The sequence below is a fragment of the Falsirhodobacter sp. 1013 genome (assembly GCF_051195255.1).
Lineage (GTDB): Bacteria > Pseudomonadota > Alphaproteobacteria > Rhodobacterales > Rhodobacteraceae > Falsirhodobacter.
This window is the reverse complement of sequence record NZ_JBNJLK010000010.1, coordinates 1-26,820: the sequence shown is the minus strand read 5'-3', so window position 1 is coordinate 26,820 and position 26,820 is coordinate 1. Positions and strand designations below refer to the sequence as shown.

The window sequence follows — 26,820 nt, the reverse complement described above, 5'->3', positions numbered from 1 at the left end:
ATGAAGCTGAAAACCCTTCTGGGCCGCCGCAAGACGTGGATCGTGCTGGTGCCCGTCCTGTCGGTGGGTCTGCTTCTGGCCATGATCTTCGGCGATCCGTTCGGCAACACCGCGCTGGACCGCTACAAGGGCGTGGTGATGGGGGTGCTGGTGCTGCCGGTGATCGGCATCCTTTACAGCTATGTCCAAATGATGATCGACGAACAGGTGCGCCGCCGCGTGCAGAACCTCGTGGGCGAGGGGGCGGAGGATGCGCCCCGAACCCCCGGCGCCAGCCCGGCCGAGGTGGAGGAGGAGGTCGCCACCATCGGCACCAACCTGAAGGAGGCGCTGGCCACCCTGCGCAAGCGCCGCTTCGCCCCGCGCGGGCGGCGGCTGTACCAGTTGCCGTGGTATGCTGTGATCGGCCCGCCGGGCTCGGGCAAGACGACGGCGATCCTGAATTCCGGTCTGCGCTTTCCCCTGGCCGCCCGCCACGGCAGCGCCCCCTTGCGCGGCATCGGCGGCACGCGCCACTGCGACTGGTGGTTCACCGACAAGGCGGTGCTGATCGACACGGCGGGCCGCTATGCCCTTCAGGACGATCCGGGCGGGCCGGAACGCGGCGCGTGGCTGGGCTTCCTGCGGCTGCTGCGCAAGCACCGGCGGCGGGAACCGATCAACGGCATCCTCGTGGTGATCGGGGTGGACCTGCTGACGGGGGCGGCCGGCGTGCGCCGCGACCACGCCACCCGGATCCGCGAACGCATCGCCGAACTTTACGACGAACTGGGCACCCGCATTCCCGTCTATGTCGTGATCTCCAAGCTGGATCTGGTGGATGGTTTCGTGGAGTTCTTCGCGCCTTTGGGCCGTGAAGGGCGGGACGCCGTCTGGGGCGTGACCTTCGATCTGCCAAAGCCGGGGGAGGATGGACGCCTGTCCAACCCCTGCGACGCCTTCGCGACCGAGTTCGACGCGCTGGTGGACCGGGTGGACGGCCAGCTGGTGGACCGGCTGCACCAGGAAACGGACGGCCGCAGCCGGGGGACGATCTTCGGCTTCCCGCAGCGCGTCGCCAGCCTGCGCGACGTGCTGACCGACTTCATGAACGAGGCGTTCGTGCCCGACAGCTACGCCGATCCGGCCCTGCTGCGCGGCGTCTACCTTGTCAGCGGCACGCAGGCCGCGCTGGCACCCGTGGGCGCGGAGGCCGCGACGCAAAGCTTCTTCCTTCACCGCCTGTTCGGAGAGGTGGTGTTCCACGAGGCGGGGCTGGTCGGGATCGATCCGGCCCGCCTGCGCCGCCGCCGCAAGGGGCTGGCTTTCGGCCACGCCGTGGTGGCGGTGGTGGCCTTGGGCCTCGGCTCGGCCATCCTGTGGGGGTATCTGCGCAACACCGCCACCGCGACGGAACTGTCGCGCACCTTCCAGGCCGTGTCCGCCAAGGCGACGGCCCTGGCCCCGGCCGAGGTGTCGGAACCGGCCCTTCCCGACATCGTGCCGCTTCTGGACCAGCTGGACGCCGCCCGGGCGCAGGCCATGGCCGACCGCTGGGGCCAGCCCGTCTATGACCGCGCCGACCGTTTGGCGGGCGCGGCGACGGGCGCCTACGACCACGCCCTTCAGCGCCTTCTTCTTCCCCGTCTCGTGCTCGCGGCGGAACAGGCGCTGGCGCGGGATTCAGACGATGCCCCCGCGCTCTATCACGACCTGAAGGTTTACCTGATGCTGGGCGGCCGCGGCCCCCTGCAGCCCGAGGTCATCACGGAATGGAGCCATCAGGAAGCGCTGGCCACCCTGCCGGGGGATGAGAACGCCCCCCTGCGCGACGCCTTGGCCCGCCATGTGGCGACGCTGGTCGTCACGCCCTTTGCGCCCTTCGCGCTGGACGACGCGCAGGTGGAAGGGGCGCGCGCGGCACTGACCGAACGCTCGGCGGCGGCGCGGGTGCTTCAGGACATCCTGCAATCCGCCGAAGCGCAGGATCTGCCCCCGTGGCGCCTGATCGACAATGCGGGACCGGACGCCGGGCTTGTGTTCAGCGACCGGCGCGGAGAGATCGAGGGCACCCGCGTACCCGGCATCTTCACCGCCGCCGGCTTCCACACCGTCTTCCTGCCCCGCCTGGACCCCGTGGCGCAGGCCGAGGCGCGCGATCTTTGGGTGCTGGAGGATCAGCCAGACACCCCCGCGCCGCAGATGGCCGCGCGTCTGGCCGCCGACGCGACGGGCCTTTACCTGCGCGAAGCGTCATTGGCCTGGGACGAGACGCTGGCCGCCATCACCCTGCGCCCGCTTCGGACGCTGGGCGACGCGTTGCGGGTGATGAACGCGCTGTCGGCCTCCACCTCGCCCATGCGGCTCCTCCTGGCGTCGGTCGTGGCGCAGACGGCCTTCGACCGCGCCCCGCCGCTGGCCGAGGGGCAGGAGGATCCGGTCGCGGGCCATCCCATGGCACTGGACGCGCGCGACCGCGCCGCCGACTTCGCGCGCGAACATTTCCACGACATCCGCGCCCTGATCGAGGTGCCGGGCAACAGCCAGCAGAACGCGGTGCCGCCGGTGGATCAGGTGATCGCGGATCTTCAGCTTCTGTATCGCCAGTTGCGTGATGTCAGCGCCAGCAACCTGAACGGCCCGCTGGACGACACCGCCGAGGCGATGCTGGTGCTGCGCCAGGTCACCGTCAGCGCCGAACGCCTACCCGAACCGGTGCAAAGCTGGATTTCGGACATCAGCACCACCTCGGTCAACCAGTCGGCGCAATCGGCGCACGAGATGCTGAACCGCCGCTGGCAGGAAGGGCCGGCCGCCCTGTGCCGTCAGGTGACCGAAGGCCGCTACCCCTTCGCCGGCGGCGCGCGGCGCGAGGCCGACCTTGCAAGGTTCGGGGAGCTGTTCGGCCCGGACGGCGCGCTGGAACAATTCACGAAAACGAACCTCGACAACATCGTGGACCGGACGGGAACGGGCTGGACGTGGCGCGACGTCGACGGCATCGCGGACCTTGATCCCAAGGCCCTGGCCGAGATGGAGCAAGCCGCCCGCATCCGGTCCGTCATGTTCGCGGGTAACGGGCAGCGCCCCTCCTTCGGGGTCCAGGTCACCCTGACGGAGGTGACGCCCGCCCGCTCCACCGTGCGCGTGATGCTGAACGGGCAGAACGCCGAACTGGATGCGGCGGCCACGCGGTCGGTCCGGATGCAATGGCCGGGGGCCAGCGGCGGGGGGCAGACCTCCGTCAGCTTTCCGCAGTTCATGAACAACCGCGAACCGGGGATCGCCGCGCAGGGCGACTGGGCGATCTATCGCCTGATCGACCGCGCCAACCGCCGCACCAATCCGCGCGACGGGGCGTTGCAGGCGCGGTTCGCCATCGCCGACCGCACGGTGAACCTGGTGATCCAGTCCGACACGATCCTGAACCCGCTGGACCGGCGCCTTTTGTCCGGCTTCCGCTGCCCCGAGTCGTTCTGATGGCCGCGCTTCCCGAAGGTCGCCTTTGCGTGTTCGGCAAGATCCCCGGCCGGGCCGACTTCCTTCATCGCGGCCTGTCCCCGACCTTGCGCCGCGCCTGGGACGACTGGGTGGAGGACGGGCTGGCCGCGGTCCGCCGCATCTACGGTGGGGGATGGAGGGAGCGGCTGTCCGTGCCGATCTGGCGGATCTGGCTGCCGGCGGAACTGGCGCCCGGCGCGCCCGGCCTGATCGGCGTGATGCTGTGCGGAACGGACGCCGTCGGACGCCCCTATCCCCTGCTGCTGGGGGTGGAGCTTCCGCACCCCCCCGACCCGCTGCCCCTGATGGCCGGGTCCGCCCGTTGGTTCGCGGCGGTGGAGGCGCTTGGCCTTGATGCGCTGGACCCTGCCTTTGACCCGCAGGAACTGGACCGCCGGGTTCTTCCCCGCTGGCACGCCGCCGATCTTCCGGCCGTTTCGGCGGGTCCCGCCGATCTGGCGGGTCTGGCCGTGCCCTTGCCCATGGCCTCGGCCGCCGCCGCGACGGCGCAGCGCCTGTGCGGCGATCAGGCGGCGCGGCTTTGCCTGTTCTGGACGGCCGGATCGGGACGCATCCCGCCCCTTCTGGCCGTCATGCCCGCCCTTTTGCCCGAACGCCTGTTTCCCGCGCTGATGGACGGCCAGTGGCGTAGCCATGGCTGGCCGACCGGCGCCGAACCGGCCCCCGCCGGGGGCTGGGATCGAGACGCGTGACGCCTCCTCACCTTCAACCTTGATCGAAAGGACCACCCGATGCCCAAGCACACCCCCGCCATCGCGAAAAACATGCTGTCCCGGATGAAGAAGACCGCGAAGATCCGCAAGACGAAGCCCGGCTGGATGTCCGCCTTCGCCACCGGCACGGTGGAAGGGGGCAAATTCTCGGCCGTCTGCGCGCTGAAGCCTGCCAAGGCGCAGTCGGATCTGCGCAACTATGGCATCACCACACCCAAGGCCGACCAGTTGAAGGACCAGACCGCCGGGTTCGTGTGGTTCGAGGACGGGGCCCTGTGGCTGTCCATGCAGAAGGGATCCTATGCCAACGCCCGCAAGGCGCTTCTTGGGTATTTCAAAGACTTCAAGGCCGGCGCCCCGCAGATCCGAGAAGGGGAGGAGCTGAGCGCCGATCGCATCGCCGCGCTGGAGGCGGAGGATGACGACGCCCTGACCCTGCTGGCCGACACCGGCGAGGAAGAGGACGAAGCCGCCGAAGACGACATCGCCCCGCCCGCCGCCGAAGACGCCCCGCCGGCCACCCCCGAGGAGGCCTCCGAGCCCACCGCACCCCGGCTGAGCGAGGAACATGCAAAGGCGGTAAAGGACAGCACCACCAAGGCCGCCACGGTCCTGCAAGCCGCTCTGGCCCGCGTCGCGAAGGAGAAGATGCCGGACACCGCCGAGATGGCCAGCAAGATGGAGGAACGGCTGGCGGCGCGCCTCGCCGACCTGCCCGAAGAGTTGCGTCCGGCCCTTCTGGAAACGGCGCCCAGCCGGATGCTGATGGAAGCCTCCCGCGCGGGCGTTCTGGGCTGGTTCGGGCGGGACGACATTTCCGATGTGCTGGACCTTTATGAACCCTCGCACCCTGTGGGGGAGGCGGAGGTCGCCAATCATTTCATCGACCTCGGCTCCCACGTGCTGGCGCAGGCGGGGCGCAGCGTGAACGTGTCGCGCAAGCTGGTGGAGGTGCGGGTGGACGGGCTGTACAAGAGCACCGATCCCGCCGCGGCAAGGTTCACGGCGCTGGAACGCTTGTCCAAGGTGCTGCTGCCGGTGATGGGCGACGCGGACCGGCTGGAGCAGACCTTTGGCGTGAAGGGGCCGAAGGGCCTTCGCGACATTCCCGCCGCCGAACTGGCACTGGGGGAGGTGCAAGGCGCGCTGTTCACCGCGCTGACGCAGATCGAGGCGTGCCGCGCCGCCCATGAAACGGGGCTTCAGGCCGAAGGGTCCGCGATGACCGCGAAGGATGCGGCGTTCTTCGACGATCTTGCGGACGGGCTGACGGAACGGACCAACGCCTTCCTCGATGCGGCGCAGGAGCTGGTGAAGCGCGGCGATGCCGAGGCGCTGGCCCGGGAGGTCGCCGGTCTGGCGGGTCATGTCGGAAACGCCTTTGCGGGCACCGACACCTGCGCGGCCGATCACGCCCCGACCGACATCCGCCGCCTTTACGCGCAGGCCTTGCGCGGGATCGCGGCACCGCGGATGCAGGCGGCCTGAGACGGCTGCCCGCGCGGCGCCCGGCCGCGCGGGCAGCCTGCCTTACTGGTCCAGCGTCAGGTGGCCCGTCGCGGTCCCGATGCAGGTGAGGACGTAGCCTTCCGCAATCTCGTCGCTGCCCAGCAGGCCCTGTTCGGGCATGTTGGCCTTTCCCCTGGTGCAGCGCATCCGGCAGGCCCCGCAGATCCCAGACCGGCAGGAATGCTCCAGCCGGATGCCGGCGGTTTCGGCCGCTTCAAGGATCGTCTGGCCGCTGCGGACGGCGAAACTGTCGCCGCCTTCCAGCGTGACGGTAGCCGCCGGTGCGTCCGGAACGGCGGGCGGCAGCGCCACGGGGGCGGGCGCCGCCGTGATGCGCGGCTGCGGCGGCGCGGGTGTCGGCGCGGGGGCGGGCACGGCGCCGCCGAAGCTTTCCTCGTGATACCGCTCGGCCGGATGGCCCATCTCGGCCAGGGTCTGCTTCACGGCGGCCATGTAGCCGGCGGGCCCGCAGGTGAACACCTCCCGCTCCGCGAAGTCGGGGGCGAGGGAGCGCAGCAGCTCCGGCCCGAACCGGCCGGTCATGCCGTTCCAGATCTGGCCGGGCGGGACGGCGGCGGGCACGACAGCCATCCGCACGGTGGCGGCGCTGCGGCTGGCCAGATGCAGCAGCTCCTGATGGAAGATCACGTCCTGCGGGGTGCGGACGTTGTTGATGAAGACGACATCCGCCTCGGTCCCCGTGTCGACGATCCAGCGCAGCATCGACATCACGGGCGTGACCCCGCTGCCGCCCGACAGGAACAGCAGCTTCTGCGCGGGATGGTCCACACAGGTGAAATGGCCGGCGGGACCCAGGATGTCGAACTCGAACCCTTCGACCATGTTGTCGTACAGCCAGTTGGAGATCCAGCCCTTCGGCACCCGCTTCACCGTGATGGAGAGGGTGTAGGGCCGCGAGGGGGAGGAGGAGATCGTGTAGCTGCGCCGCAGCAGGCGCCCCTCCACCGGCAGTTCCAGCGTGACGAACTGGCCCGGCTTGAACTGGAACAGGGTGCGGGGTTCGGACACGAAGGTGTAGGTCTTGGCGTCATGGGTTTCGGGCGTGATCGCGATGCAGCGCACGCGGGTCCGGCCGCCGGCCCATCCGGCCTCGCCCAGCGTCAGGGCGGCGGCGGGCCAGGCCGAGGGGGCAACGGGCGCGGGCGGGGGTGCGGGCCGTGCGGCGGGAAGGGGAGCGCGGACGGGCGGCGCCTCCGGATCGTCCCCTTCGATGAGGGCGCGCAACTCCTCGCGGGCGCGGGCGCGGGTTTCAGGCTCGGCCCCCGTCAGGCCGGTGCCGCGTTCCAGCCGTTGCAGGAAGACCGCGAGCGACCGGCGCAGCGCCCCCATCCGTTCAGGGCCAAGGTCCTGCTCCGCCTCGGCCAGCGCATGGGCAAGGGCGTCGATGTCGCGTTCGTTCTGGCCTTCGGCATAGGCGGTCCAGCGGCGGGAATAGTCGCGGGCCAGCTCGGCGGCGGCCTCGGTCAGATCCTCGCTGTCGGACCAGCGGCGGTCCTTCAGAAGGGACTGGAAACGCCGCACGTCCTGCGGCGACACGTCACGGTCCACATCGGCGACATACACGAAGACCGAGAACAGCAGGTCAGCCAGGGCCTGCGACGCGCTTTCGGTCGTGGGGTGTGGGAAAGGCATGTTCATGGGAACTCCATTGGCGGGATTGGGCGGTCACAAGGTGTCGAAGGCGGGTTCCAGCCGTTCGGCGGCGGAACGGGGGCCGGCCGGAACCGCGCGCGGCGGGGGCGGCGCGGCGGCGTCCACCTCGGCCGCCTGCGGCAGATGCACGAGGATGGCGAACCCGCCCGACACTTCGGGCAGAAGGGGGGCGTCGGGGGTGGCAAGGGCCGCGGGCACGATGTCGCCCTGCCCGAAGACCGCCGGATCGAACCGCATCGCCGTTGGGTCGAACAGGCGGATGCTGCCGGAATGGATCAGGAAGGCCGACGGCCGCCCCTGCGACAGGATCCGCGCATGGGCCCCGTGGCGCCGCACGGTTGAGGCCGTGGCCAAAGCGGCGAGCCTTTCCAGCGGCAGGCGGCGCAGCGCGGCGTTGCCCCCCAGCATGGCCAGCCGCATCACAGGCTCGATCCCCATGCGGTCGCCGCCCATGGCGTCGGATTCCCATGTCAGTTCGATCATGGGGGCGTCCGCGCCGAACCCGATCCGCACGCCGCTGTCCAAGGGAGGAGTCTCATCCTCCACCGCGCGGCCGTTCACGAAGATGTCGGCCACGTCCAGACGCTGAAGGCGGATCGCTCCGTCATCCAGCCGCAGAACCGCGTGATAGGCGCTGGCTTCGGGCACCACGATGTCGTTGTCGAAGCTCGATCCGATGGACAGGCGGGTGCGGCCCGCGGTGACGAGATCCTCGGTCTTCGTGTCAAGGCGCAGGCGCAGGCGCAGTTCGGGCGCGCCGGCGGCGTCGGGCGCAATGTCGGCCAGCCGGTCCACGACGCTGCGCAACAGCGGGTCGCGCGGGGGGGTGGTGGCGTTCAGCAGGTTCTCGGCCACCTGCTGCGCGGCGGGGCGGTCCACCAGCGCAAGCGCGGCAAGGGCAAGTGCCGCGGTCAGCGGATCATCGTCCACGGCCAGTTGTTCCAGGTTGGCGGCGGCGTCCAGACCGGCCAGCAGCACCTGGCGGGAGGCGGGGCGCGTTCCCTCGGCCCCCGCACCCTTCAGGATGGACAGGATCTCCGGCTCCATCGCGGCGTGCCACGGTTGGTCGCCGGGTCCGCGCGCCTCCAGCCGGGCAAGGATGCTTTTGCCGGTCACGGCGCGAAGGGCGCGGGCATGCTCCTCTGCGATGGGGCTGTTTCCGAAGATGCGCAAAAGCCGCAGCGCGCTGTCGCACAGGTCGCTTTCCCGCTGGCCCAGCCGGTCGGCCAGAAGTTCGACCAGCGCCGCACCCAGGGGATCGCGGATGTCGGCGGTGGCCAGCGCGAACTGGAAGCCCCGTTCGGCGATCAGCTTGTCCAGCGCGGCTTGCAGCATCCGCCCCAGGGCGCCATCGGGTTCGGCCAGATGCGCCAAGGCCGACAGGTGGCCGCGTTCGTCGATCTGAAGGCTGTCGCGCAGGATGCGGGTCATCTGCTGGAATTCGGGATCGGCCAGGTTTTCGTCCATCGACCGCCCCGACGCCACGCGCGAGGCGACGAGGTTGCCCAGCATGTCGCGGTAGGTGTCCCAGGATTCGCGCCGCTCCTCCTCGGTCACGGGGGCGCGGCTGGCCTCGAAGGCCTGCGTGACGCCCAGCTCTTCGACGATGCGGGTGTGCTCCTCCTCGGTCAGGTCCATCTGGACCCGTAGTTCGTCCAGCATCTTCAGGGTGCCGGCGCTGGCCGTGCCGCCTTCGCTGACGGCCTGTCCCAGCACGTTGCGATAGGCCGACACCCGTTCTTCGTGCGAGACGACGGGAAGGACCTTCGACAGAACGAACACCTCGTCGGGCTTCAGGTCGTCGATGCTGCGCCCGCCCAGCACGCGGCTGATGTCGATCCGCATCCGGCGCAGCTGGTCCAGAAGGCGCGACGACATGCTTTCGCGTTCGTATCGGTCGGGGGTGCGGGCCAGCACCTGCCGCAGCCACAGCGTCGTCAGCGCGATGATCAGAAGGTCCACCACCCGCACGCCCGCCGTGGGCAGCAACGACAGGTTGGGGCGCCCCCCAAACAGATAGAAGGTGTTGATCGACGCCCAGGCACTGACGCTGAGGCAATGGTTCATCACGATGGCTTCGGTGTAACCACGCTGGCCGCGGCGGAAGCGGCGATAAAGGGCCTCCAGCCCCCGGCCCAGGGCCAAGGTCGTGGCACAGGCCAGCGCCAGCGTCAGGGGGGCGGCGACCAGCTTCGGAATGGCCAGCGCCTCGCCGGACAGGTAGACGCCCGGCCCCAGAATGCGGTCGCGCAGGTTCGCTTCATGCGTCCACACGCCCGAGAAGTAGTAGCGCCAGCTTCCGGAATACACGTAATAGTAACCGTAGAACCCGATGATGAGCCCCAGGAACATGTAGTAGGTGTTGCGACGGTGCGGATTTTCGATCCCCTGCCAGTAGGAGCGTTCGAGGTCGATGTCGCCGCAATTGACCGTGCAGCCCACGCAGCCGCTGCGGTCGCCCTGCGGCGTCGGCTTGCGGCACATGGACTGGGGCAGGGCGGGGCGCGTCAGGTGCGGCGCGCTTTCCAGAAGGCCGCGCGGTTCGGTGTAAATCTTCTGCACGATGTTGGCGGGGCAGAAATAGTTGCACCATGTCTTGCCGCCCCACAGCACGCCCGTCAGCATGGCCGCCCCGATCACCGCCAGCAGCGCCCCCGCCAGCGCATAGCGGTCGGAGTTGATGAGGAGAAGCCGCGCCGTGATCCCGGCGAACAGCAGGCCGAACTGCACGTACCACGCGTGGCGCGCCAGCCAGCTGTCGCGTTCCACCAGCGCCACCACGCGGTCCAGCGTGCCCGTGCGCCGATCAAGCCGCGCGCGGCCGCGGGTCAGGCCCAGATAGCCGGGGATCTGGGACGCGAAGGACAAGGGGCAGATGCGGCGCCACGCCTCGTGCCCGAAGACCATCAGGAACAGGGGCAGGATCGGCACGATCATCGTCCAGAAGATCCGCGCGCCCATCGGATAGGGGTCCGAGGTGACGCTTACGCCCTGCACCGGCACCGCCTCGTGCCCGACGCGGAAGGGGCTGCCCGCATTCGTCGCCTCCGTCAGCGCGGCCGAGAACGGGTCCCACAGAAGCGATCCGATCAGGATCAGCCAGCCGGCCAGCAGCAGTCCGCGGACCGTCAGCATGTTGCGTTCAGGCAGGTTTGCGAACATGGATCAACTCGTGCGATAGGGGTCGGAGGAACCTTATCGCCGGCGCGCCTTGACGCGATACGCGGCGCCTTGGCATGTGCCCATGACGAGAACGCATGAGGCGCGGCCGCCGCCATCGGATATGCAGGGGACGATACGGCTCCGCCCCCTTCCTGTGCCGGGGACGGCGGAACCTCTGGAAAGGATGCGACACCGTCATGACCGACGAAATTCCGATCCGCCAGGCAGGGCGGGGCCGCCGGAAGGCCGGTCGCCTGCCGCTGCTGGCGCTGGCGATCCTGTGGGCGGCGGAGGCCGTCCACGCCCAGGACGCGCCCCTGCCGGACGAACCGATCACGCCCGTGCCCCTGGACATCATCACGGACCCTGCACGCGTGTCGCTGGGCCAGCGGCTGTTTTCGGACACGCGGCTGTCGGGGGGCAACGACAGGTCCTGTTCCAGCTGCCACATGATCACGCGGGGCGGGGCGGATGGCTTGCGGCTGTCCACCGGGCCGCAGAACCGCATCCCGCCGACGAACACGCCCACGATCCTGAACGTCTCGCTCAGCGCGCTGCTGAACTGGGACGGGCGCAACCGCAGCGTGAAGACGCAGCTGCGCGACGTGGTGACGAACCCCCACATCATGGACGGCGACTGGCCCACGGTGCTGTCGCGCCTGCAGGCCGACAGGGCGCTGGTGACAGAGTTCCGGGGCAGCTATCCCGACGGCATCACGCAGGCCAACGTGATCGACGCGCTGGCGGAATACGAACGCTCACTCGTGACGCCGAACGCGCCCTTCGACCGTTACCTGCGCGGCGAGGCGGACGCCCTGACTCCGCAGGCCAAGGCTGGGTACGAACTGTTCAAGTTCTATGGCTGCGTGTCATGCCACCAGGGCGTGAACGTGGGCGGCAACATGCTGCAGGCCTTCGGGATCTTCGGCTCTCCGGCGGCGGCCGAAGGCGGGCCGGACACGCCGGGTGCCGCGAAGGACACCGGCATCTTCCCGTCGGAGCCGGTGTTCCGTGTGCCAAGCCTGCGCAACGTGGCCGAAACGGCGCCCTATTTCCACAACGGCTCGGTCCAAACATTGCCGGAAGCGATCGACATCATGGCCAACTATCAGCTTGGCCGGTCGATCACACCCGACGACATCGCGCAGATCGAGGCGTTCCTGACGTCCTTGACCGGTGAATATCAAGGCATCCCGCTGGGGGATTATCAACGATGACACAGATCACGACCGCGCCCCGGGGCGCCCTGTTCACACGCGACACCGCGCAGGAATTCCTGGCCTCCAACCGGGCCTGGGCCATCTGCGCGGGTGCCATCACGGTTCTGGCGCTGGCCATGGCAGGGGTGCTGTGGCACATGCGCCCCACGTCCGAGGATCTTCCGCAGTTCCGCGGCCGGTTCGAGGCGCTGCGCCAGATCGAAAAGCAGTGGGACCTTGACCTTCTGGCGCTGGAGCTGGGCATCGCGCCCAACTACGACGCCGTGGCGCGCGGCACGAACGTCCTGCTGGACGAACTGGACCGCGTCGGCGCGACCCTGCCGGGCCAGCCCGAACTGGCCGGCCTTGCGCCGCAGTTTGAAAGCTACGCCGACACAGTGCGCGAGAAGATACGCCTGGGCGACCAGATCAAGGCCAGCTACGCGATGCTGCGCAATTCGGCCAGCGTGCTGCCGGCGGGGATCCAGGCCTTCTTCGACGCGCCCGACGTGTATCAGCCGGCCGGCGACGGCATCCGCCCGTCCGAGGAGCTGACGCGGGCCGTCATCTCCATGGCCAGCTTCGTCATCAGCCCGACCGACGTCCTGGCCCGCACGGTGGAGGAGGATCTGGCCCGGATGCGCGCCCTGGCCGCGGGGCAGGGGCCCGTCCTGGCCGACGCGGTCGAAAGCCTTGCCGCGCAGGCCGAGGTCGTGGTGCGGGAACGGCGTCGCGGGAACGACCTGATGCTGGCCGTGACCGCCCTTCCGGCCGATGACGCCGCCACGTCCATCCAGGCCGCCATCGTGGAGGCGGAGGCCGGTGCGGTCAACGCCCGCCAAAGGCTTCAGGCGGTGGCCATCGGGCTGGGCGTGCTTCTGGCGCTGCTGATCGGTCTTCTGGTCTTCACCCTGCGCCGCCGCTTCGTGAAGCTGGATCAGGACAACGTCCTTTTGCAGCAGGAAAAGCAGGACGCGCAGGAACAGGTGCTGCAATCGGCCAAGCTGTCGGCCATCGGCCAGATGGTCGCGGGCATCACGCACGAGATCAACACCCCCTTGTCCTATGTCCGCACCGTGTTCGAACTGGTCAAGGAACGGGTGATGTCCGACCGCATGATCGAGGCGCTGGCCGCCGTGGACGCCACCGACGACGACACCGAGGAAGACGCCCATTACCGGCAGGAGGAGCTGATCCTGATGCTGAACGACGGGTTGCACGGCATCGACGAGATCACGACCCTGGTGCGCACGATGAAGAACTTCAGCCGGTTCGACCGGGGCCATGCCGAGAAGTTCTCGGTCGTGGACGGGCTGGAAAGCGCGCTTCTGATCGCGCGGTCGCAGTTGAAATACGTGGCCGACATCGAACGCGACTTCGACACGGTGCCCGACATCATCGCCGCCCCATCGCAGATCCGGCAGGTGTTCCTGAACCTGATCAACAACGCGGTGGACGCGATGGCGACGACGGGGCGCCGGGGCCGGCTGGTGCTGCGCACGCGGCTGACCGCCTCCGACACCGTGCGGGTGGAGATCAGCGACAACGGTCCGGGCATCCCCGACGACGTGCTGCCCAAGATCTTCGATCCGTTCTTCACGACAAAGCCCGTGGGCGACGGCACCGGAATGGGATTGTCCATCTGTTATCGCATCATCGAAAACCATGGTGGCACCATCGCCGTCAGCACGGCGCCCGGAAAGGGCACGGCCTTCACGATCACCCTGCCGCGCCACATCGCGGCGCATGACAGCACCCCGGTCCGCACCGGCGGACACACCCTCCCGGCATGAGGCCGCGCCGCAGCTGCGGCCACGCAAGAAAGGAAGACCACCATGAGCCAGAAGCCGGTGCTGCTTTTCGTCGATGACGAGCAACGGATCGTGAAGCTGCTGAAGATCATGTTCCGCGGCGAATACGAGGTTCACACCGCGCTGAGCGGTCAGGACGCGCTTGCCATCATGGAAACCGTGCAGGTGGACGTGATCGCCAGCGACCAGCGCATGCCCAACATGACGGGGATCGAACTGCTGGCGCAGGTCCGCGAACAGTATTCCAGCACGGTGCGCATCCTGCTGACCGGCTACAGCGACCTGGTGGCCATCATCGGCGCCGTGAACGAGGGGGAGGTGTTCCGCTTCCTCAGCAAGCCCTGGGACCAGACCGAGCTGCGCGCCGTCATCGCCGAGGCGGTGGAGGTCGCGCAAAGCGCCCGCCGCGTGGCAGGCGCCCTGCCGCCGCTGTGGCAGGGCGACGTGTCCGCCGATCCCGCCGGGCAGGGGACGGCGCGGTTCAACATCGGGTCCGAACTGCTGGCCATCGACGGCGTGGACAGCGACCGCCAAAGCATGGTGGAGATGTTCACCCGCGACTACAACGTGCGGGCCGTTCCCGATGTCCGCGCCGCGTTGGAGATCCTGAAGCAGGAACAGATCGGCGTGATCGTGATCAACGCCGAACTGGACGGCGTGGACGTGGCCCATTTCCTGTCCGAGGTGGAAAGCTACGATCCCGCCGTCACGGTGGTGGCCACGACCTCGGACCCCAACAGCGACATGATCATCCGCCTGATCAACAAGGGCCGGATCTACCGCTTCGCGATCAAGCCGCTCAGCCTCAACCTGTTCCGTCTGGCGGTGAACACCGCGATGCGCGAACACCACCGCCGGCTGGCGGATCCGCGCGTGGTGCGCCAGCGGATGCAGCGCACGGCCGAACCCGAGACCACCTTCTTCGACAGCTTCGTCGAAGGGCTGAGCCGCTTCACCCAGGTCGGCTGAACCCGCCCGCCACCGCGACCTGCACCGCCCGTGTTCCGCAAGGAGTCGCGGGCGGTTTGCATTGGGGGCTCCCTGCGTATCATGCAAATTTGCCATGGGCCCATGCGCGCCGTGACAGGATGACGACACGGCATGGGACCATGAGCATTGCGCATGCCGCGAAACGCGACCGCCCCCGTAATGTCCGAATTGCAGGGGCGATGTGGCCCCTTCGATAAGGGTTCGACGATGCTGGACACGGGCGACATGGCCACGGTTCTTCCCATCTCGCAGGGGGAGCCCTGCGGCGAGGCGCTGGACTACGACCTCGATTTCCTGGACCTGGAGATCATGGCCCGCGGCCGTCCCGAACGGCAGGCGGGGGATGCCACCTCTCCGGCGGAACAGCCGGACTGGCAGGCGGTGGAGGAGCTGGCCACCCGGCTGGCCGATCGCAGCCACGACATCCGGCTGGAAATCATCCTGGCCCGCGCGGCCCTGAACCTGACCGGTGAAACCGGGGCGTTGGCGCAGCGGCTGCGCCGGCTGGCAGCTCTGATCGACGGCTTCTGGACGCATCTGCACCCCTGCCCCGAGGAAGGGGACGATGATCTGACCGTGCGCACCAACGCGCTGGCGGATCTGGCTGATCCGGACGGGCTTCTGGCCGATCTGCGCGCGCTGACGCTGGCCAGTTCGCGCCGGATGGGGACCTATTCCCTGCGCGACTGGACCGCCGCCCGCCATGATGACGAAGGGGAGGCGCAGAAGATCGTCGCCGCACTGGCCGAAATGGACCCCGCCATCCACGAAGCCGCCGCCGCCCACCTGCGCGCCGGGCTTGAAGCACTCTCCGCCGTGGAAACAGCGCTGCGCAACCACGTCCCCGCGTCCGAGGCGCCGAAGCTGGCCCCGCTCGCCTCGGTCCTGACGCAGATGCTGGACATGCTGTCCCCCTATCTGGCGCAGGCCGAGCCGGAGGTTGCGGCGGATCCCGCGCCCGACGCGCCGAAGGCCGCACCCTCGGGCGGGCCGCGCAACCGCGACGACATCGTCGTGATGCTGGACCGGATCTGCGCCTGGTACCGGCTGAACGAACCCGCCAGCCCCATTCCCGCCCTGCTGGAGCGCGCCCGCGCGCTGGTGGCAAAGGATTTCCTCGCCCTCTTGCAGGAGCTTGCTCCCGACGGGGCCGCGCAGTTCCGCCATCTTGCGGGGCTGAAGACCACGCGCCCGGACGAATGACCGGCGCGTCCCGACCCACCTTTCAGGAGGCCATCCATGGCAAAATCCAGCAGTCAGAAGTTCATCGGACGCAATCGCGCCCCGCGCGTGCAGATCGAATACGACGTCGAGACCTACGGTTCGGAAAAGAAGGTCCAGCTTCCCTTCGTCATGGGGGTGATGTCGGATCTGGCGGGCAGGTCGAACGACCTTCTGCCCGATCTTGAAACCCGCGAGATGTTCGACATCGACGTGGACAATTTCGACGCCCGCATGAAGGCGCTGAAGCCGCGCGTGGTGATGCAGGTCCCGAACCGCCTGACCGGCGAGGGCACGCTGCCCGTGGACCTGACGTTCGAGCGGATGGAGGACTTTTCCCCCGCCGCCGTCGCCCGCAACGTCGAAAGCCTGGCGCGGCTGCTGGACGCCCGCAGCCAGCTTGCGAACCTCCTGACCTACATGGACGGCAAGACCTCGGCCGAAGGGCTGGTGGGCTGCCTTCTGGCCGATCCGGAGCTGCTGAAGGTCCTGGCCGCCGATTCCCCCGTCACCGCCATCGAGGATGGCACCCACCCCAAGCACGGAGAGTGAGGACATGAGCCCCACCGACACCACGCTCGCCCCGCCGCCGGTGCAGCTTGCGGCCCTGCCAACCGAGGCGAACGCCCTTCAGGCGCTGGTCCATCAGGAGTTCCGCTCCCGCTCTGAGGAGACGCGCGCCTCGGTCGAACAGGCGGTCCGCACGCTGGCCCGCGCCGCCCTGCAGGACGACGGCCTGATCCGGGACGAGGTGATTCCGACGATCGAGGCGATGATCGCCGCGATCGACGCCAAGATGACCGCCCAGATCAACGAGATCGTCCACCACGAGGAGTTCCAGCAGATGGAATCGGCGTGGCAGGGCCTCAACCACCTCGTCTACAACACCGAAAGCGACGAGACGCTGAAGATCCGCGTCCTGCCCACCACGAAGAAGGAACTGTCGCGCACGCTGCGCAAGTTCAAGGGCGTCGCCTGGGACCAGAGCCCGATCTTCAAGAAGCTGTACGAAGAGGAATACGGCCAGCTGGGCGGAGAGCCCTATGGCGCCCTGATCGGCGATTTCTATTTCGACCACAGCCCGGTGGATGTCGAGCTTCTGGGCAACATCAGCCGCGTGGCCGCCGCCGCGCACGCGCCCTTCATCGCCGCCGCCTCGCCGCGTCTTCTGCACATGGACGACTGGCAGGAGGTGGCGAACCCCCGCGACATCGCCAAACTGTTCCTGACGCCCGAACATGCTGCCTGGAACGCCCTGCGCGAAACCGAGGATTCCCGCTATGTCGCGCTGACGATGCCGCGCTTCCTGGGCCGTCTGCCTTACGGCGCGCGCACCAACCCGGTGGAGGAGTTCGACTTCGAGGAGGAAACGGACGGCGGCGACACCTCGCGCTATCTGTGGTGCAACGCGGCCTATGCGATGGGCGTGAACATCACCCGGTCGTTCAAGCTGTACGGCTGGCTGTCGCGCATCCGGGGGGTGGAATCCGGCGGTCTTGTGGAAAACCTGCCGGTGCACGTCTTCCCCAGCGACGATGGCGGGATGGACTTCAAGTGCCCCACCGAAACCGCCATCAGCGACCGGCGCGAGATGGAGCTGTCGAAGGCGGGCCTTCTGCCGCTTCTGCACCGCAAGAACACCGAATACGGCGTCTTCATCGGCGCGCAGACGCTGAACAAGCCCACCGTCTACGAAGACCCGAACGCCACCGCCAATGCCGAGCTGAGCGCGCGGCTGCCCTACATCTTCGCGTCCAGCCGGTTCGCGCATTACCTGAAATGCATGGTCCGCGACAAGATCGGCAGCTTCAAGGAGCGGCACGAGGTCGAGGAGTGGCTGAACAACTGGATCCAGCAATACGTCCACCCTTCGCCCACGCTGGCGAGCGAGGAAAGCAAGGCCGAGAAGCCCCTGTCCGCCGGGCATGTCGTGGTGGAGGACGTGGAGGACAATCCCGGCTTCTATCGTGCGCGCTTCTTCCTGCGCCCGCATTACCAGCTGGAAGGGCTGACGGTGTCGCTGCGCCTCGTGTCGCGGCTGCCTTCGGTCGGCAACGAATAACCCAACCAAACGACGGAGCAAGTCATGGCACATGATGCCTATCTGGTCTTCACCAAAGGGGTGCAAGGCGTGTGGCCGAAAGGCGAATCCAAGGTCGGCGACGACGAAGGCGCGATCATGCTGACGGACCAGTGGGGGTTCGCGCTGGAAAACAAGCTGAACATCGGGCCCCAGACCATGGGCGCGGGCGCCGGCAAGGCGGAATTCGAAGCCTTCACGATCAAGAAGCAGATCGACAAGGCGTCCTCGCACCTGCTGGAAGCCTGCGGCCGCGTTTGCCACTTCAACGACGTGAAGCTGAAGCTGCGCAAGTCCACCGGGTCCGGCACCGGCAAGATGAACAACTACCTGACCTGGACCTTCCAGATGCTGGCGGTGGAAAAGGTGGAATGGACCTATGGCGATCCCGCGCCCGAGGAAACGGTCACCTTCAAGTTCGGCGTCTGCAAGATCGAATACAAGATGCAGGACGATCAGGGCAACCTGACCCAGGCCGGCCAAGGCATCTGGAACCAGGTGGACAACAACAACACCGAAAAGATCGCCTCTCGCTGAACGGTCCTTCGGGGCGGCGGGCGATCCGCCGTCCCAACCTTGGCAGGTCTGGAATCCCATGTCACACATCTCCGACGGCCCCCGGCTGCGCCCGTCGCTGCTGGACTGCTTCCTCGACACCGAAGGCCGCGCCACCTCGGTCTCGGCGGGCGAGCTGAAGCGCGCGCTCGTGCGCGACATCTCCACCCTGCTGAACGCCAACGGGCTGGAGCAGACGGTGGACCTGTCGGCCTATCCCCACGTGGCCGCCAGCACGCTGAACTACGGCAGTCCCGCGCTGGACGGCCAGCACCGCGAGGGTCTGGATCTTTACCGCGTGCAGGAAGGCGTCGCCCGCAGCCTGCACCGGTTCGAACCGCGGCTGATGCCCGACACGCTGCGCGTCACCGGGGCCGACGATCCGGGGCAGGGCGCCATCGTCCTGCGCATCGAGGGGGAGATCCGCGCCGATCCCGCCCCCCTGCGCGTCGTGATGCGGACCGAGGTGGAGGCCGACACCCCCGCCATCCGCGTGGTCGAATGCCGGGACGAGGGCTTCGCATGACCCCCGACCTTCTGCGCCTTTACAACGAGGAGCTGGCCTATCTGCGCGAGATGGGGGACGAGTTCGCCGCCGCCTATCCCAAGGTCGCGGGCCGTCTGGGGCTGGAAGCGGGCGAGGCGTCGGACCCCCATGTGGAACGCCTGCTGGAAGGCGTGGCCTTTCTGTCCGCCCGCGTGCAGGCCAAGCTGCGCGCCCGCTTTCCCGATTTCACCCAGGGGCTGCTGGACATCGTTTATCCGCACTTCACCTCTCCCATCCCGTCGATGGTGATCGCGGGCTTCACCCCCGACGCCGATGCGGGCCGGATGGAGAAGGGCCACCTGATCCCGCGCGGCACCCGGCTGGTCACGCCCGTGGTGCCCGGCACGATCACCGCCTGCGAATTCCGCACCGCCCATGACGTGCATCTTTGGCCGGTCGAGGTGCGATCGGTCGACTACATCCACACGCCCGACCGCGTGTCCTCGTTGCAACTGGGCGGGCGGGGGGCGCAGGCGGTGATCCGGCTGCGCCTAGGCACGACCAACGGGATGGCCCTGCAAAAGCTGGCGTTGCGGACGCTGGCGCTGCATTTCCCGTCGGACGGTGGAACGGGCGGCGCGCTGTTGCAGCAGGTGCTGGCCGATTGCACGGGCGTCGTGCTGCGCCCGATGGAACGGCCCTGTCCGTGGCAGGAACGCCTTCCCCCCTCGGCCCTGCGGCACGTTTTCGACGCGCCGGAGCATGCGCTGCTGCCGCCGGTGCCGCAATCCTTCAGCGGCTATCGCCTGCTTCAGGAATATTTCGCGCTGCCCGACCGGACGCTGTTCGTGGAACTGACGGGCCTCGCCGACGCCATCGCCGCCAGCGACACGGCCGAGATCGAGATCCTGCTGACCCTGCGCCGCAGCCACCCGCGCCTGGAACGCCAATTGCGGCGGGAAAACGTGCGCCTGTTCGCCACCCCGGCGGTGAACCTGTTCGAAAAGACTGCCGACCGCATCCGCATCGACGGCACGCAGCACGAATTTCACATCGTCCCCGACCGCGTCCGCCCCCTGGACATGGAGCTGCACTCCGTCCTTGGCGTGCAGGGCGAACTCACCTCGGGCGATCGGATGCCGTTCCGCGCGCTTTACGCCCTGCACGACGCGCGGGACGGGGAGGCGGCGGGCTATTACACCCTGCGGCGCGAAACCCGCGTGCTGTCGCAGCGCGCGCGGCAATACGGGACCCGCACCAGCCATGTCGGGACCGAAGGGTTCCTGACCATCACGGACCCGGCCGCCCCGCCGTTCCGCACCGATCTGCAGCAATTGTCGGTGCGCTGCCTGTGCACCAACCGCGACCTGCCCCTGATGCTGCCCTGCGGCGAAGGGGAAACGGACTTCTCGCTGGACATCGCCGCCCCCGTCACGGCCATCCGCTGCCTGACCCTGCCCACGCGCCCCGGGCCCGCCCCGGCGGAAGGCGATATCGCGTGGAAGCTGATCAGCCACCTCTCGCTCAACTACCTGTCGATCACGGACGGGGTCGAAGGGGCAAGCGCCCTGCGCGAGTTGCTGACGCTCTACGCCCCCGCCGAGCGTTCGGAACTGGCGCACCAGATCGCCGGGGTGGAACGGGTGGCCACCGCCCCCGCCATCCGCCGCATCCCGGGAGCGGGCCTGTCGGCGGTCGCGCGCGGCGTCGAAGTGACCCTGCATGTGGAGGAGGCGGCCTTTGCCGGCATCGGCAGCTTCCCCCTCGCCTCCGTGCTGGCGCGGTTCTTTGCGCAGCACGCCACCCTCAACAGCTTTGCCGAAACGGTGCTGCGCAGCGGGTCAGAGGGCGAAGTGGCGCGCTGGCCTGCGGTGCCCGGCCGCGTGACGGTGCTGTGATGGGGATCGCGGCGCCCGAACGGGACGACTTCTTTCTGCTGCTGCGCAAGCACGAGGCGGAGGGTGCCGGCCCGCGCCTTGGCGAATCCGCCCGCCCGGCCGAGGATGGCGTGCGGATCGGGCAGGAGGCGACCTTCGGCTTCGCCCCCCGGCCCGTGGCCAGCGCCACCCGCCCCGACGGGGACGAGGTGCTGCGCCTGCGCACCTTTTTCTTCGGCCTGTTCGGCCCCAACGGCCCGCTGCCCCTGAACATGACGGAACTGGCCCATGCGCGCGGCCTGAACCGCGACCGGGGCTTTGCCGATTTCGCCGACGCCCTTCAGCACCGGATGGCGACGCTGTTCTATCGCGCCTGGGCGGAAGGGGAGCCTGTGCTGGGCCTGGACCGCGCGGGTCCCGACCGGTTCGGCCGCCACCTGGGCGCGCTGGCGGGTTATGGCATGGCCTCGCTGGAAGAACGGGACGCCATGCCCGACCTTCTGAAGCGCCATTTCACCGGGCGGCTGGCCGACAACACCCGCAGCCCCGAAGGGTTGTGCGCGATCCTGTCGTCCTTCTTCGAAGCGCCCGTCGCGATCGAGGAATTCGTGCCAAGCCGCGCCCTTCTTCCCGTGGAGGCGCGTTGCCGCCTGGGCGGAGGCGCGGGAAACGCGGCGCTTGGCCAGACCGCGTCGGCGGGGCGGGAGGTGCGGGTTCATCACCACCTGTTCCGCGTCGTGTTCGGCCCCATGACGCTGGCCGCCTATGAACGGTTCCTGCCCGGCGGCCCCGCCCTGCACCGGCTGGACCCGATCCTGCGCAACTATGTGGGCGAGGCGCTGGAATGGGAGCTGAACCTTGTTCTGGCCGCGCCGGAAGTGCCCCCCCTGCGTCTGGGACGGCAGGGGCGGCTGGGCTTCACCAGCTGGCTGGGCCGGCGCCGCACGGACGCACCGGCCCGCGACCTGACCCTTGGCCGCGCCTCCCGCGGGCGGCCCGGCCCCGACAACATCACCCGACAAGGAGAGAACGATGGCACCGAGTAGCCGCAGAAGCATGGACAGCCTCACCAGCCAGCAGTCGCAACACGATCCGAACGCCGGGATCGAGATGGCGATCCTGGCGCCGCCCGCCGCCGACGCGTGGGAGGCGCAGGAACGCGAGCTGCTGGAGCGCTTCGGCTTCCCGGCCCCCCAAGCCCCGGCCGCGCCCGCTCCCCCCGCGCCGACTCCTCATGCCGCCGCGGTCCCGGCGCCCGCTCCCCCCGCCCCCGCGCCGGCCGCGCGGACGACCGCGCCCCTTGCCCGGCCACTCGGGGTGAGCGTGGCCGCGGACCGGGGCGTCGGCCTGACCCAATATGTCGCGCAGCACTTCAACGGCTCCGAAGCGCATCCCTCCTATCGGCAGAAAGAGGATGTCGACCTGGCCCACCGCCCCAAGCAGATGGCCGCCGACGCGCTGGACGCCATGAAGCCGCACGACCTGTCGGCCTATCCCCGCGCCAAGGGGAACATCATCATCCTGTCGAACGCCAAGCAGGCCGAGAGCCCGGATACGCCGCTGGCCTTCTCCATCCCCCTTCAGCGCGAAGGGCGCCAGATCTTCGTGGAGTTCAAGCCCGACCTCGGCGCCATGACGCGCGGCACCGTCGCCGTGGAAGGCAGCGACCGGGAAGAGGAGGTGGAGTTCGACTTCGTGCGCGAACAGTGGACCACGCCCGCGCAGAACGCGTCCAGCTTTGCCACGATGAACGTCATCATCCAAAGCCAGTTCCAGAACATGATGTCCGAAGATGACGTGGAGGCCATGTCCAGCGACAGCGTCGCCATGCAGATGCGCCAGATCGTCCGCGTGGCCGAACGCAGTGTCGCCCAGTTCCACCGGGGCGAGATCAGCTATGCCGATCTCCTGAAGGAACTGAACGCGCGGGAGGCGGATCTTTACAAGTTCGCCTCGGACAAGAAGTCGCGGGACAAATCCAGACGGCGTCAATACCTTCTGGCGCTCATGACGGCCTCGGTCGGGCTTGGGTCTTTGATTTTCCTTGTCTACCGCTTCACGGCGAACGCGCCCAGCAGCCCGCCCGCGCCGCAGGGCTGACCGTCGGGCGGGCCGGTTCCGGGCCCGCCGCTCCCCTTTCGCACAGGATCGCGCCATGGCCCTTGCCAGACCCCCGTCGGTCGACACGATGCCCCTTCGGGCCAACCGCTTTGCCGCCATCACCACCGCCCCGTTTCCGCTGCGCGACGTAACGCTGCGCTGGCTGAAGGGGACGGAACGGCTGGGGGAGCCGTTCCGCTACCGCGTCAAGTTCATCTCCAAGGAGCCGATCCGCGATTTCGGCCGCCTTCCGGGGGAGCCGATGACCGTGGGGATGCTGCTGGCCGACCGGCGCAGCGTCCGCCACTTCAACGGCATCGTGACGGCCTTCGAATACGTGGGGATCGAGGACACGCGCCGCCTGAACTACGAGGTGGAGCTGGGCCCCTGGATCGCCCTTCTGGGCCTGCGCCGCAACAGCCGCATCTTTCACGACAAGACCAGCGTCGAAATCCTGCGCACGATCTTTGCCGAACATCGCGGGACGTTCCGTGTGAAGGTGCGCGGCGCGCTGCCCCGCCGCCCCGTCTGCGTCCAGTATGACGAAACCGACCTCGATTTCGTGTCGCGCCTGATGGAGCAGGACGGCCTTTACTATTTCTTCGAACACACCGCGACCGATCACGTCCTGATCCTGGCCGACGATCCCGCCGATCACGATCCCTGCAAGCCCGAGGTGGTGCCGACGCAGCTGAACCTCCGCCGCTTCCGCTACAAGGAGGACATGATCTGGCAATGGCGGGAACGGGCCTCGTTGACGCCGGGGCGCGTGTCGCTGATGGATTACGACCATGAAAAGCCCAAAGCCGCGCTGACCGCGCTGGAGCCTGTGCCCGAGGCCGCGATGGGCGACGTGCGCGGCACCACGACGCGCCTGATGAATGGCGGGGCCGGATCGCTTTTCGGGGCGAAATCGACCGCGCGCACCGCGCCGCGCAGCAGCCAGACGCGCGAGGTCTTCCGCTTTCCGGGCCGCTTCGTGTCGCAAAAGGACGCCGCCTTCTATGCTCGACGCGAGGCGGAGGCCATCGCCAGCCGCGCCTATCGGGTGGAGGTGGAGGGAAGCCTGCGCCAGGTGACCACCGGCTGCCGCTTCCGCGCCGAAAACCCCTATGACCAGCCCGACATGGCCCAGATCGCCACGCCCACGCAAAGCTGGCTGGCCATCGGCATGACGTTCGAGATCACGGGCGAGGTGGGCGAGCATGTGGAAACCGCCGATCCCGACGACAACACCGTCTTCGTCTTCAAGACCGTGGTGGAGGCCCAGGCCGCAGCCACCCCGTTCCGCCCCGCGATCCGCACCCCCTGGCCGCGCATCACCGGCCCCCAGACCGCCGAGGTGGAGGGGCCGGCCGGATCGCAGGTGGCCACCGACAAGCTGGGCCGGGTCCGCGTGCGCTTTCGCTGGGACCGGGACAACGCGATGCCCGCCTCGGGCTGGATACGTGTGGCGCAGCCCTGGGCCGGCAAGGGGTTCGGCGGGCTGGTCACGCCGCGCGTGGGGCAGGAGGTGCTGGTTCATTTCCACGACGGCAATCCCGACTGGCCCATCATCACCGGCGCCGTCTACAACATGACGAACCTGCCGGCCGAAAGCCTGCCGGCCAAGGGCACCCGATCCTCGTTCCGGACGCAAAGCGTGCCGTCGAAGGGGGCGCAGACCTACAACGAGTTCCGGTTCGAGGACGCCGCCGGGTCCGAGGAGGTGCTTTTGCGGGCCGAACGCGACTACAACCTGAAGGTGGGCGACACGCACCGCATCAACGTGGGCACCCGCTTCGTGCTTCAGGCCAGCGCCGCCCCCACGGGGACCGGCGGCAGCTTTCTTGAGGTGGAGGGCGACACGATCCGGCTGGTGACGCGCGGCCCTTCCGGCGCGCAGGGGATCGAGATTTCGCCGGCCGGTGTCCTGATCCTTGGCAACACCGTCGCGCTGTCCTCGCGCATGGGGCCGGTCACGGCCAGCCCCGCGATCCTGCCCTTGCCGCAGCCGTCGCCCGTCCTGGCGAAATCCATCGGCACGCTTCCGGTGCTGCGGGACGCGCGCATCACGGAATGACCGTCGGGGTCTTCTACTTGATGATGATGCGCGTCAGCTGCCAGGTGGAGCGGGAATAGTAGGTCTGCGACTGGTATCCGGGCCAGCTGTCATAAGGATAGATGATGAAGATCGGGCCCTTGTCCCGCACCTCCATATCCACCCCGTTCAGCTTCAGCGCCAGGATGACGCTGCGGTCGCGCGTGTCGGAAACGGGAATGTCCGACTGGTAGCTGTCCAGCGCCACGGTGGTGATCGTTTCCCCATATGCCCCCACCTCGCGCAGCAACTCCTCGAACGGGACGCCCGAGAAGGTCATCACCCCTTCGCGCCACGGGGTGCTGGTGGTCACGTCCACAAGGCCCAGGGCTTCCAGCATCCCCCGGTCGAACTGGGCGGTGTTGCCGACATTCGTGTGCTCGATCCGGCCGGACACGGTCAGGATCACGTCGCCGGTCGGGGCGGACAATTCGCAGGCGCCCGCCGTCAGGACGCTGGCGAACAGGAAGGCGGCCGTGTTCAGGGGGGACAGGCATGAGGCTGACATCCGGCTTCGATCACTCCGCTTCTGCTGTGCATTCCGCGTCGCCTGCGACACGAGCCTTGCGATTTCAACCCCGGGGCGGTCTGCAAGTCGTCTGCCCTCTATATAAGGCCGGAGAGTATGAAATCGGTTTCAGATGCACAATTGCCCGATTGAGAAGTTCGTGAATCGAAGCTGTCAGGCGGAGGACAGGCGCCATGGAGCAAGGGGCAGCGCTGATCCCGCCGCCCCCCGTTTTCGTCCTGCCGTTACGTGGCCGACCTCAGGTCACGCATTCGACGCCCGCCCGCTTGTGGCCCGCGCGTAGTAGATCGCCGCCGTCACTACCGGCCCGATCACCCAGCCGATGTCCAGCCCGCCAGGCGCTTCGGCCATGGGGCCGGTGTAGAGGCCACTGGCCAGAAGCGGGATCTGCACCACGATGCCGGCCACATAGGCGATGACCGCGTTCTTCTGGAACAGGCCATAGATTCCGCCATCCGCCTTGAAGAAGGACTCGATATCGTATTTGCCCTTCTTGAGGGCGTAGAAATCGATGATGTTGATTGTGGCCTAGGGTCATGATGCATGATTTGCGTTTTGCTGCGTGATTCACGGCTCCGAAAGCGGAGCGGTGACATGAGCGATCTTTTCTGGCTGAGCGACGTGCAGATGGCACGTCTGGAGCCCTTCTTTCCGAAGCCGCACGGCAAACCCCGGGTGGATGACAAGCGCGTGAGGAGCGGGATTATCATCAACCGCAATGGGTTGCGCTGGCGAGACGCCCCGAGAGCCCAGGGCCCGCACCAGACGCTCGACAGCCGCTGGAAGCGATGGAGCGAGAAAGGCGTCTGCGCACGGATGATGACGGGCCTGGCGGCTGAACACCGCGAGAGCAAGACCCTAATGATCGACGCAACGTATCTGAAGACACATCGCACCGCGACCAGCATGGCCGTGAAAAAAGGGGCGCGGGCGCCTGATCGGTCGCAGCAAGGGTGGGATGAACACCAAGCTGCATGCCATCTGCGACAGCCAGGGGCGGCCGATCGACCTGTTCGTCACCGCCGGCCAGAAACGGCGACTACAACGGCGCACGGGCGCTCCTCGGCGGCCTGTCGAAGGTCGACTGGCTGCTCGGGGACCGCGGCTATGACGCCGAGTGGTTCCGGGAAGCGTTGCAGGACAAAGGGATACGCGCCTGCATCCCCGGACGAAAGCAACGCAAGACACCCGTCAGATACGACAAGCGCCGATACAAACGCCGCAACCGCATCGAGATCATGTTCGGCAGGCTCAAGGACGGGAGGCGCGTCGCAACCCGCTATGACCGCTGTCCAGAAGTCTTCCTCTCAGCCATCGCCCTCGCCGCAACCG

The 26,820-nt window shown here is 68.3% G+C and carries 19 protein-coding genes and 1 pseudogene; 16 read left to right on the top strand and 4 right to left on the bottom strand.

The features are described 5' to 3' along the window. The 3 genes from tssM to ACSHZY_RS13555 are packed head-to-tail and all read left to right on the top strand — an operon-like array spanning position 1 to position 5,702. Positions 1-3,459: a type VI secretion system membrane subunit TssM gene (gene tssM, locus ACSHZY_RS13565; protein WP_435169965.1), complete on the top strand. Its 3,459-nt coding sequence runs from the start codon at positions 1-3 to the stop codon at positions 3,457-3,459. Beyond that, entirely contained in the window at positions 3,459-4,193 is a 735-nt protein-coding gene (tagF, locus tag ACSHZY_RS13560) for a type VI secretion system-associated protein TagF (protein WP_435169962.1), read from the top strand. Before tssM ends, tagF begins: the two co-directional genes overlap by 1 nt. A gap of 39 nt (positions 4,194-4,232) precedes the next feature. Then, the gene (locus ACSHZY_RS13555; RefSeq protein WP_435169959.1) at positions 4,233-5,702 is read left to right on the top strand and encodes a hypothetical protein; all 1,470 of its coding nucleotides are present in this window, start codon (positions 4,233-4,235) and stop codon (positions 5,700-5,702) included. Between the two features lie 42 nt (positions 5,703-5,744). Here ACSHZY_RS13555 and ACSHZY_RS13550 read toward each other — a convergent pair whose 3' ends face one another. Then, complete coding sequence (locus ACSHZY_RS13550; RefSeq protein ID WP_435169957.1) at positions 5,745-7,382, bottom strand: 2Fe-2S iron-sulfur cluster-binding protein; 1,638 nt, start codon at positions 7,380-7,382, stop codon at positions 5,745-5,747. A 27-nt stretch (positions 7,383-7,409) separates the two neighbouring features. Continuing rightward, the gene (locus tag ACSHZY_RS13545; protein ID WP_435169956.1) at positions 7,410-10,559 is read right to left on the bottom strand and encodes an FHA domain-containing protein; all 3,150 of its coding nucleotides are present in this window, start codon (positions 10,557-10,559) and stop codon (positions 7,410-7,412) included. 197 nt (positions 10,560-10,756) lie between these two features. On the opposite strand from ACSHZY_RS13545, the gene ACSHZY_RS13540 reads away from it, so the two are divergent. From ACSHZY_RS13540 to ACSHZY_RS13485, 12 genes are all read left to right on the top strand, one after another. Further along, positions 10,757-11,776 (top strand): cytochrome-c peroxidase, encoded by a 1,020-nt coding sequence (locus ACSHZY_RS13540; protein ID WP_435169954.1) that lies wholly within the window; start codon positions 10,757-10,759, stop codon positions 11,774-11,776. Beyond that, positions 11,773-13,551: an ATP-binding protein gene (locus ACSHZY_RS13535; RefSeq protein ID WP_435169951.1), complete on the top strand. Its 1,779-nt coding sequence runs from the start codon at positions 11,773-11,775 to the stop codon at positions 13,549-13,551. The genes ACSHZY_RS13540 and ACSHZY_RS13535 overlap by 4 nt, the downstream gene beginning before the upstream one ends. Before the next feature lie 42 nt (positions 13,552-13,593). Continuing rightward, entirely contained in the window at positions 13,594-14,538 is a 945-nt protein-coding gene (locus ACSHZY_RS13530) for a response regulator (RefSeq protein ID WP_435169949.1), read from the top strand. A 228-nt stretch (positions 14,539-14,766) separates the two neighbouring features. After that, positions 14,767-15,762, top strand: a complete 996-nt coding sequence (gene tssA / locus ACSHZY_RS13525) for a type VI secretion system protein TssA (RefSeq protein WP_435169946.1) — start codon at positions 14,767-14,769, stop codon at positions 15,760-15,762. 36 nt (positions 15,763-15,798) lie between these two features. Then, on the top strand, positions 15,799-16,332 hold the full coding sequence (gene tssB / locus ACSHZY_RS13520; RefSeq protein ID WP_435169944.1) for a type VI secretion system contractile sheath small subunit: 534 nt from the start codon (positions 15,799-15,801) through the stop codon (positions 16,330-16,332). Between the two features lie 4 nt (positions 16,333-16,336). Next, on the top strand, positions 16,337-17,842 hold the full coding sequence (gene tssC, locus ACSHZY_RS13515) for a type VI secretion system contractile sheath large subunit (RefSeq protein ID WP_435169941.1): 1,506 nt from the start codon (positions 16,337-16,339) through the stop codon (positions 17,840-17,842). A 24-nt stretch (positions 17,843-17,866) separates the two neighbouring features. Then, positions 17,867-18,397: an Hcp family type VI secretion system effector gene (locus ACSHZY_RS13510; protein ID WP_435169940.1), complete on the top strand. Its 531-nt coding sequence runs from the start codon at positions 17,867-17,869 to the stop codon at positions 18,395-18,397. A 58-nt stretch (positions 18,398-18,455) separates the two neighbouring features. Continuing rightward, a complete protein-coding gene (locus ACSHZY_RS13505) occupies positions 18,456-18,941 on the top strand; it encodes a type VI secretion system baseplate subunit TssE (RefSeq protein ID WP_435169938.1) in 486 nt (161 codons plus the stop codon). Continuing rightward, complete coding sequence (gene tssF / locus ACSHZY_RS13500) at positions 18,938-20,800, top strand: type VI secretion system baseplate subunit TssF (protein ID WP_435169936.1); 1,863 nt, start codon at positions 18,938-18,940, stop codon at positions 20,798-20,800. Before ACSHZY_RS13505 ends, tssF begins: the two co-directional genes overlap by 4 nt. Continuing rightward, a complete protein-coding gene (gene tssG / locus ACSHZY_RS13495; protein WP_435169934.1) occupies positions 20,800-21,825 on the top strand; it encodes a type VI secretion system baseplate subunit TssG in 1,026 nt (341 codons plus the stop codon). The genes tssF and tssG overlap by 1 nt, the downstream gene beginning before the upstream one ends. A gap of 10 nt (positions 21,826-21,835) precedes the next feature. Continuing rightward, positions 21,836-22,879, top strand: coding sequence for a hypothetical protein (locus ACSHZY_RS13490; RefSeq protein WP_435169932.1), 1,044 nt, complete (start codon positions 21,836-21,838; stop codon positions 22,877-22,879). A 55-nt stretch (positions 22,880-22,934) separates the two neighbouring features. Continuing rightward, complete coding sequence (locus tag ACSHZY_RS13485; RefSeq protein WP_435169930.1) at positions 22,935-24,941, top strand: type VI secretion system Vgr family protein; 2,007 nt, start codon at positions 22,935-22,937, stop codon at positions 24,939-24,941. Positions 24,942-24,954: 13 nt separating this feature from the next. Here the strand turns inward: ACSHZY_RS13485 and ACSHZY_RS13480 are convergent, their stop codons facing one another. After that, entirely contained in the window at positions 24,955-25,467 is a 513-nt protein-coding gene (locus tag ACSHZY_RS13480) for a molybdopterin-dependent oxidoreductase (RefSeq protein ID WP_435169928.1), read from the bottom strand. A gap of 264 nt (positions 25,468-25,731) precedes the next feature. Continuing rightward, positions 25,732-26,001 carry a hypothetical protein gene (locus ACSHZY_RS13475; protein WP_435170153.1) on the bottom strand — a complete coding sequence of 90 codons (270 nt, stop codon included), beginning with the start codon at positions 25,999-26,001 and terminating at the stop codon, positions 25,732-25,734. An 81-nt stretch (positions 26,002-26,082) separates the two neighbouring features. On the opposite strand from ACSHZY_RS13475, the pseudogene ACSHZY_RS13470 reads away from it, so the two are divergent. Further along, positions 26,083-26,820 (top strand): annotated as a pseudogene (locus ACSHZY_RS13470) (IS5 family transposase); the annotation flags it as partial.

Coding starts and splice junctions, on each gene's coding strand:
- tssM (WP_435169965.1), top strand. CDS start 1: ATGAAGCTGAAAACCCTTCTGGGCCGCCGCAAGACGTGGATCGTGCTG.
- tagF (WP_435169962.1), top strand. CDS start 3,459: ATGGCCGCGCTTCCCGAAGGTCGCCTTTGCGTGTTCGGCAAGATCCCC.
- ACSHZY_RS13555 (WP_435169959.1), top strand. CDS start 4,233: ATGCCCAAGCACACCCCCGCCATCGCGAAAAACATGCTGTCCCGGATG.
- ACSHZY_RS13550 (WP_435169957.1), bottom strand. CDS start 7,382: ATGAACATGCCTTTCCCACACCCCACGACCGAAAGCGCGTCGCAGGCC.
- ACSHZY_RS13545 (WP_435169956.1), bottom strand. CDS start 10,559: ATGTTCGCAAACCTGCCTGAACGCAACATGCTGACGGTCCGCGGACTG.
- ACSHZY_RS13540 (WP_435169954.1), top strand. CDS start 10,757: ATGACCGACGAAATTCCGATCCGCCAGGCAGGGCGGGGCCGCCGGAAG.
- ACSHZY_RS13535 (WP_435169951.1), top strand. CDS start 11,773: ATGACACAGATCACGACCGCGCCCCGGGGCGCCCTGTTCACACGCGAC.
- ACSHZY_RS13530 (WP_435169949.1), top strand. CDS start 13,594: ATGAGCCAGAAGCCGGTGCTGCTTTTCGTCGATGACGAGCAACGGATC.
- tssA (WP_435169946.1), top strand. CDS start 14,767: ATGCTGGACACGGGCGACATGGCCACGGTTCTTCCCATCTCGCAGGGG.
- tssB (WP_435169944.1), top strand. CDS start 15,799: ATGGCAAAATCCAGCAGTCAGAAGTTCATCGGACGCAATCGCGCCCCG.
- tssC (WP_435169941.1), top strand. CDS start 16,337: ATGAGCCCCACCGACACCACGCTCGCCCCGCCGCCGGTGCAGCTTGCG.
- ACSHZY_RS13510 (WP_435169940.1), top strand. CDS start 17,867: ATGGCACATGATGCCTATCTGGTCTTCACCAAAGGGGTGCAAGGCGTG.
- ACSHZY_RS13505 (WP_435169938.1), top strand. CDS start 18,456: ATGTCACACATCTCCGACGGCCCCCGGCTGCGCCCGTCGCTGCTGGAC.
- tssF (WP_435169936.1), top strand. CDS start 18,938: ATGACCCCCGACCTTCTGCGCCTTTACAACGAGGAGCTGGCCTATCTG.
- tssG (WP_435169934.1), top strand. CDS start 20,800: ATGGGGATCGCGGCGCCCGAACGGGACGACTTCTTTCTGCTGCTGCGC.
- ACSHZY_RS13490 (WP_435169932.1), top strand. CDS start 21,836: ATGGACAGCCTCACCAGCCAGCAGTCGCAACACGATCCGAACGCCGGG.
- ACSHZY_RS13485 (WP_435169930.1), top strand. CDS start 22,935: ATGGCCCTTGCCAGACCCCCGTCGGTCGACACGATGCCCCTTCGGGCC.
- ACSHZY_RS13480 (WP_435169928.1), bottom strand. CDS start 25,467: ATGTCAGCCTCATGCCTGTCCCCCCTGAACACGGCCGCCTTCCTGTTC.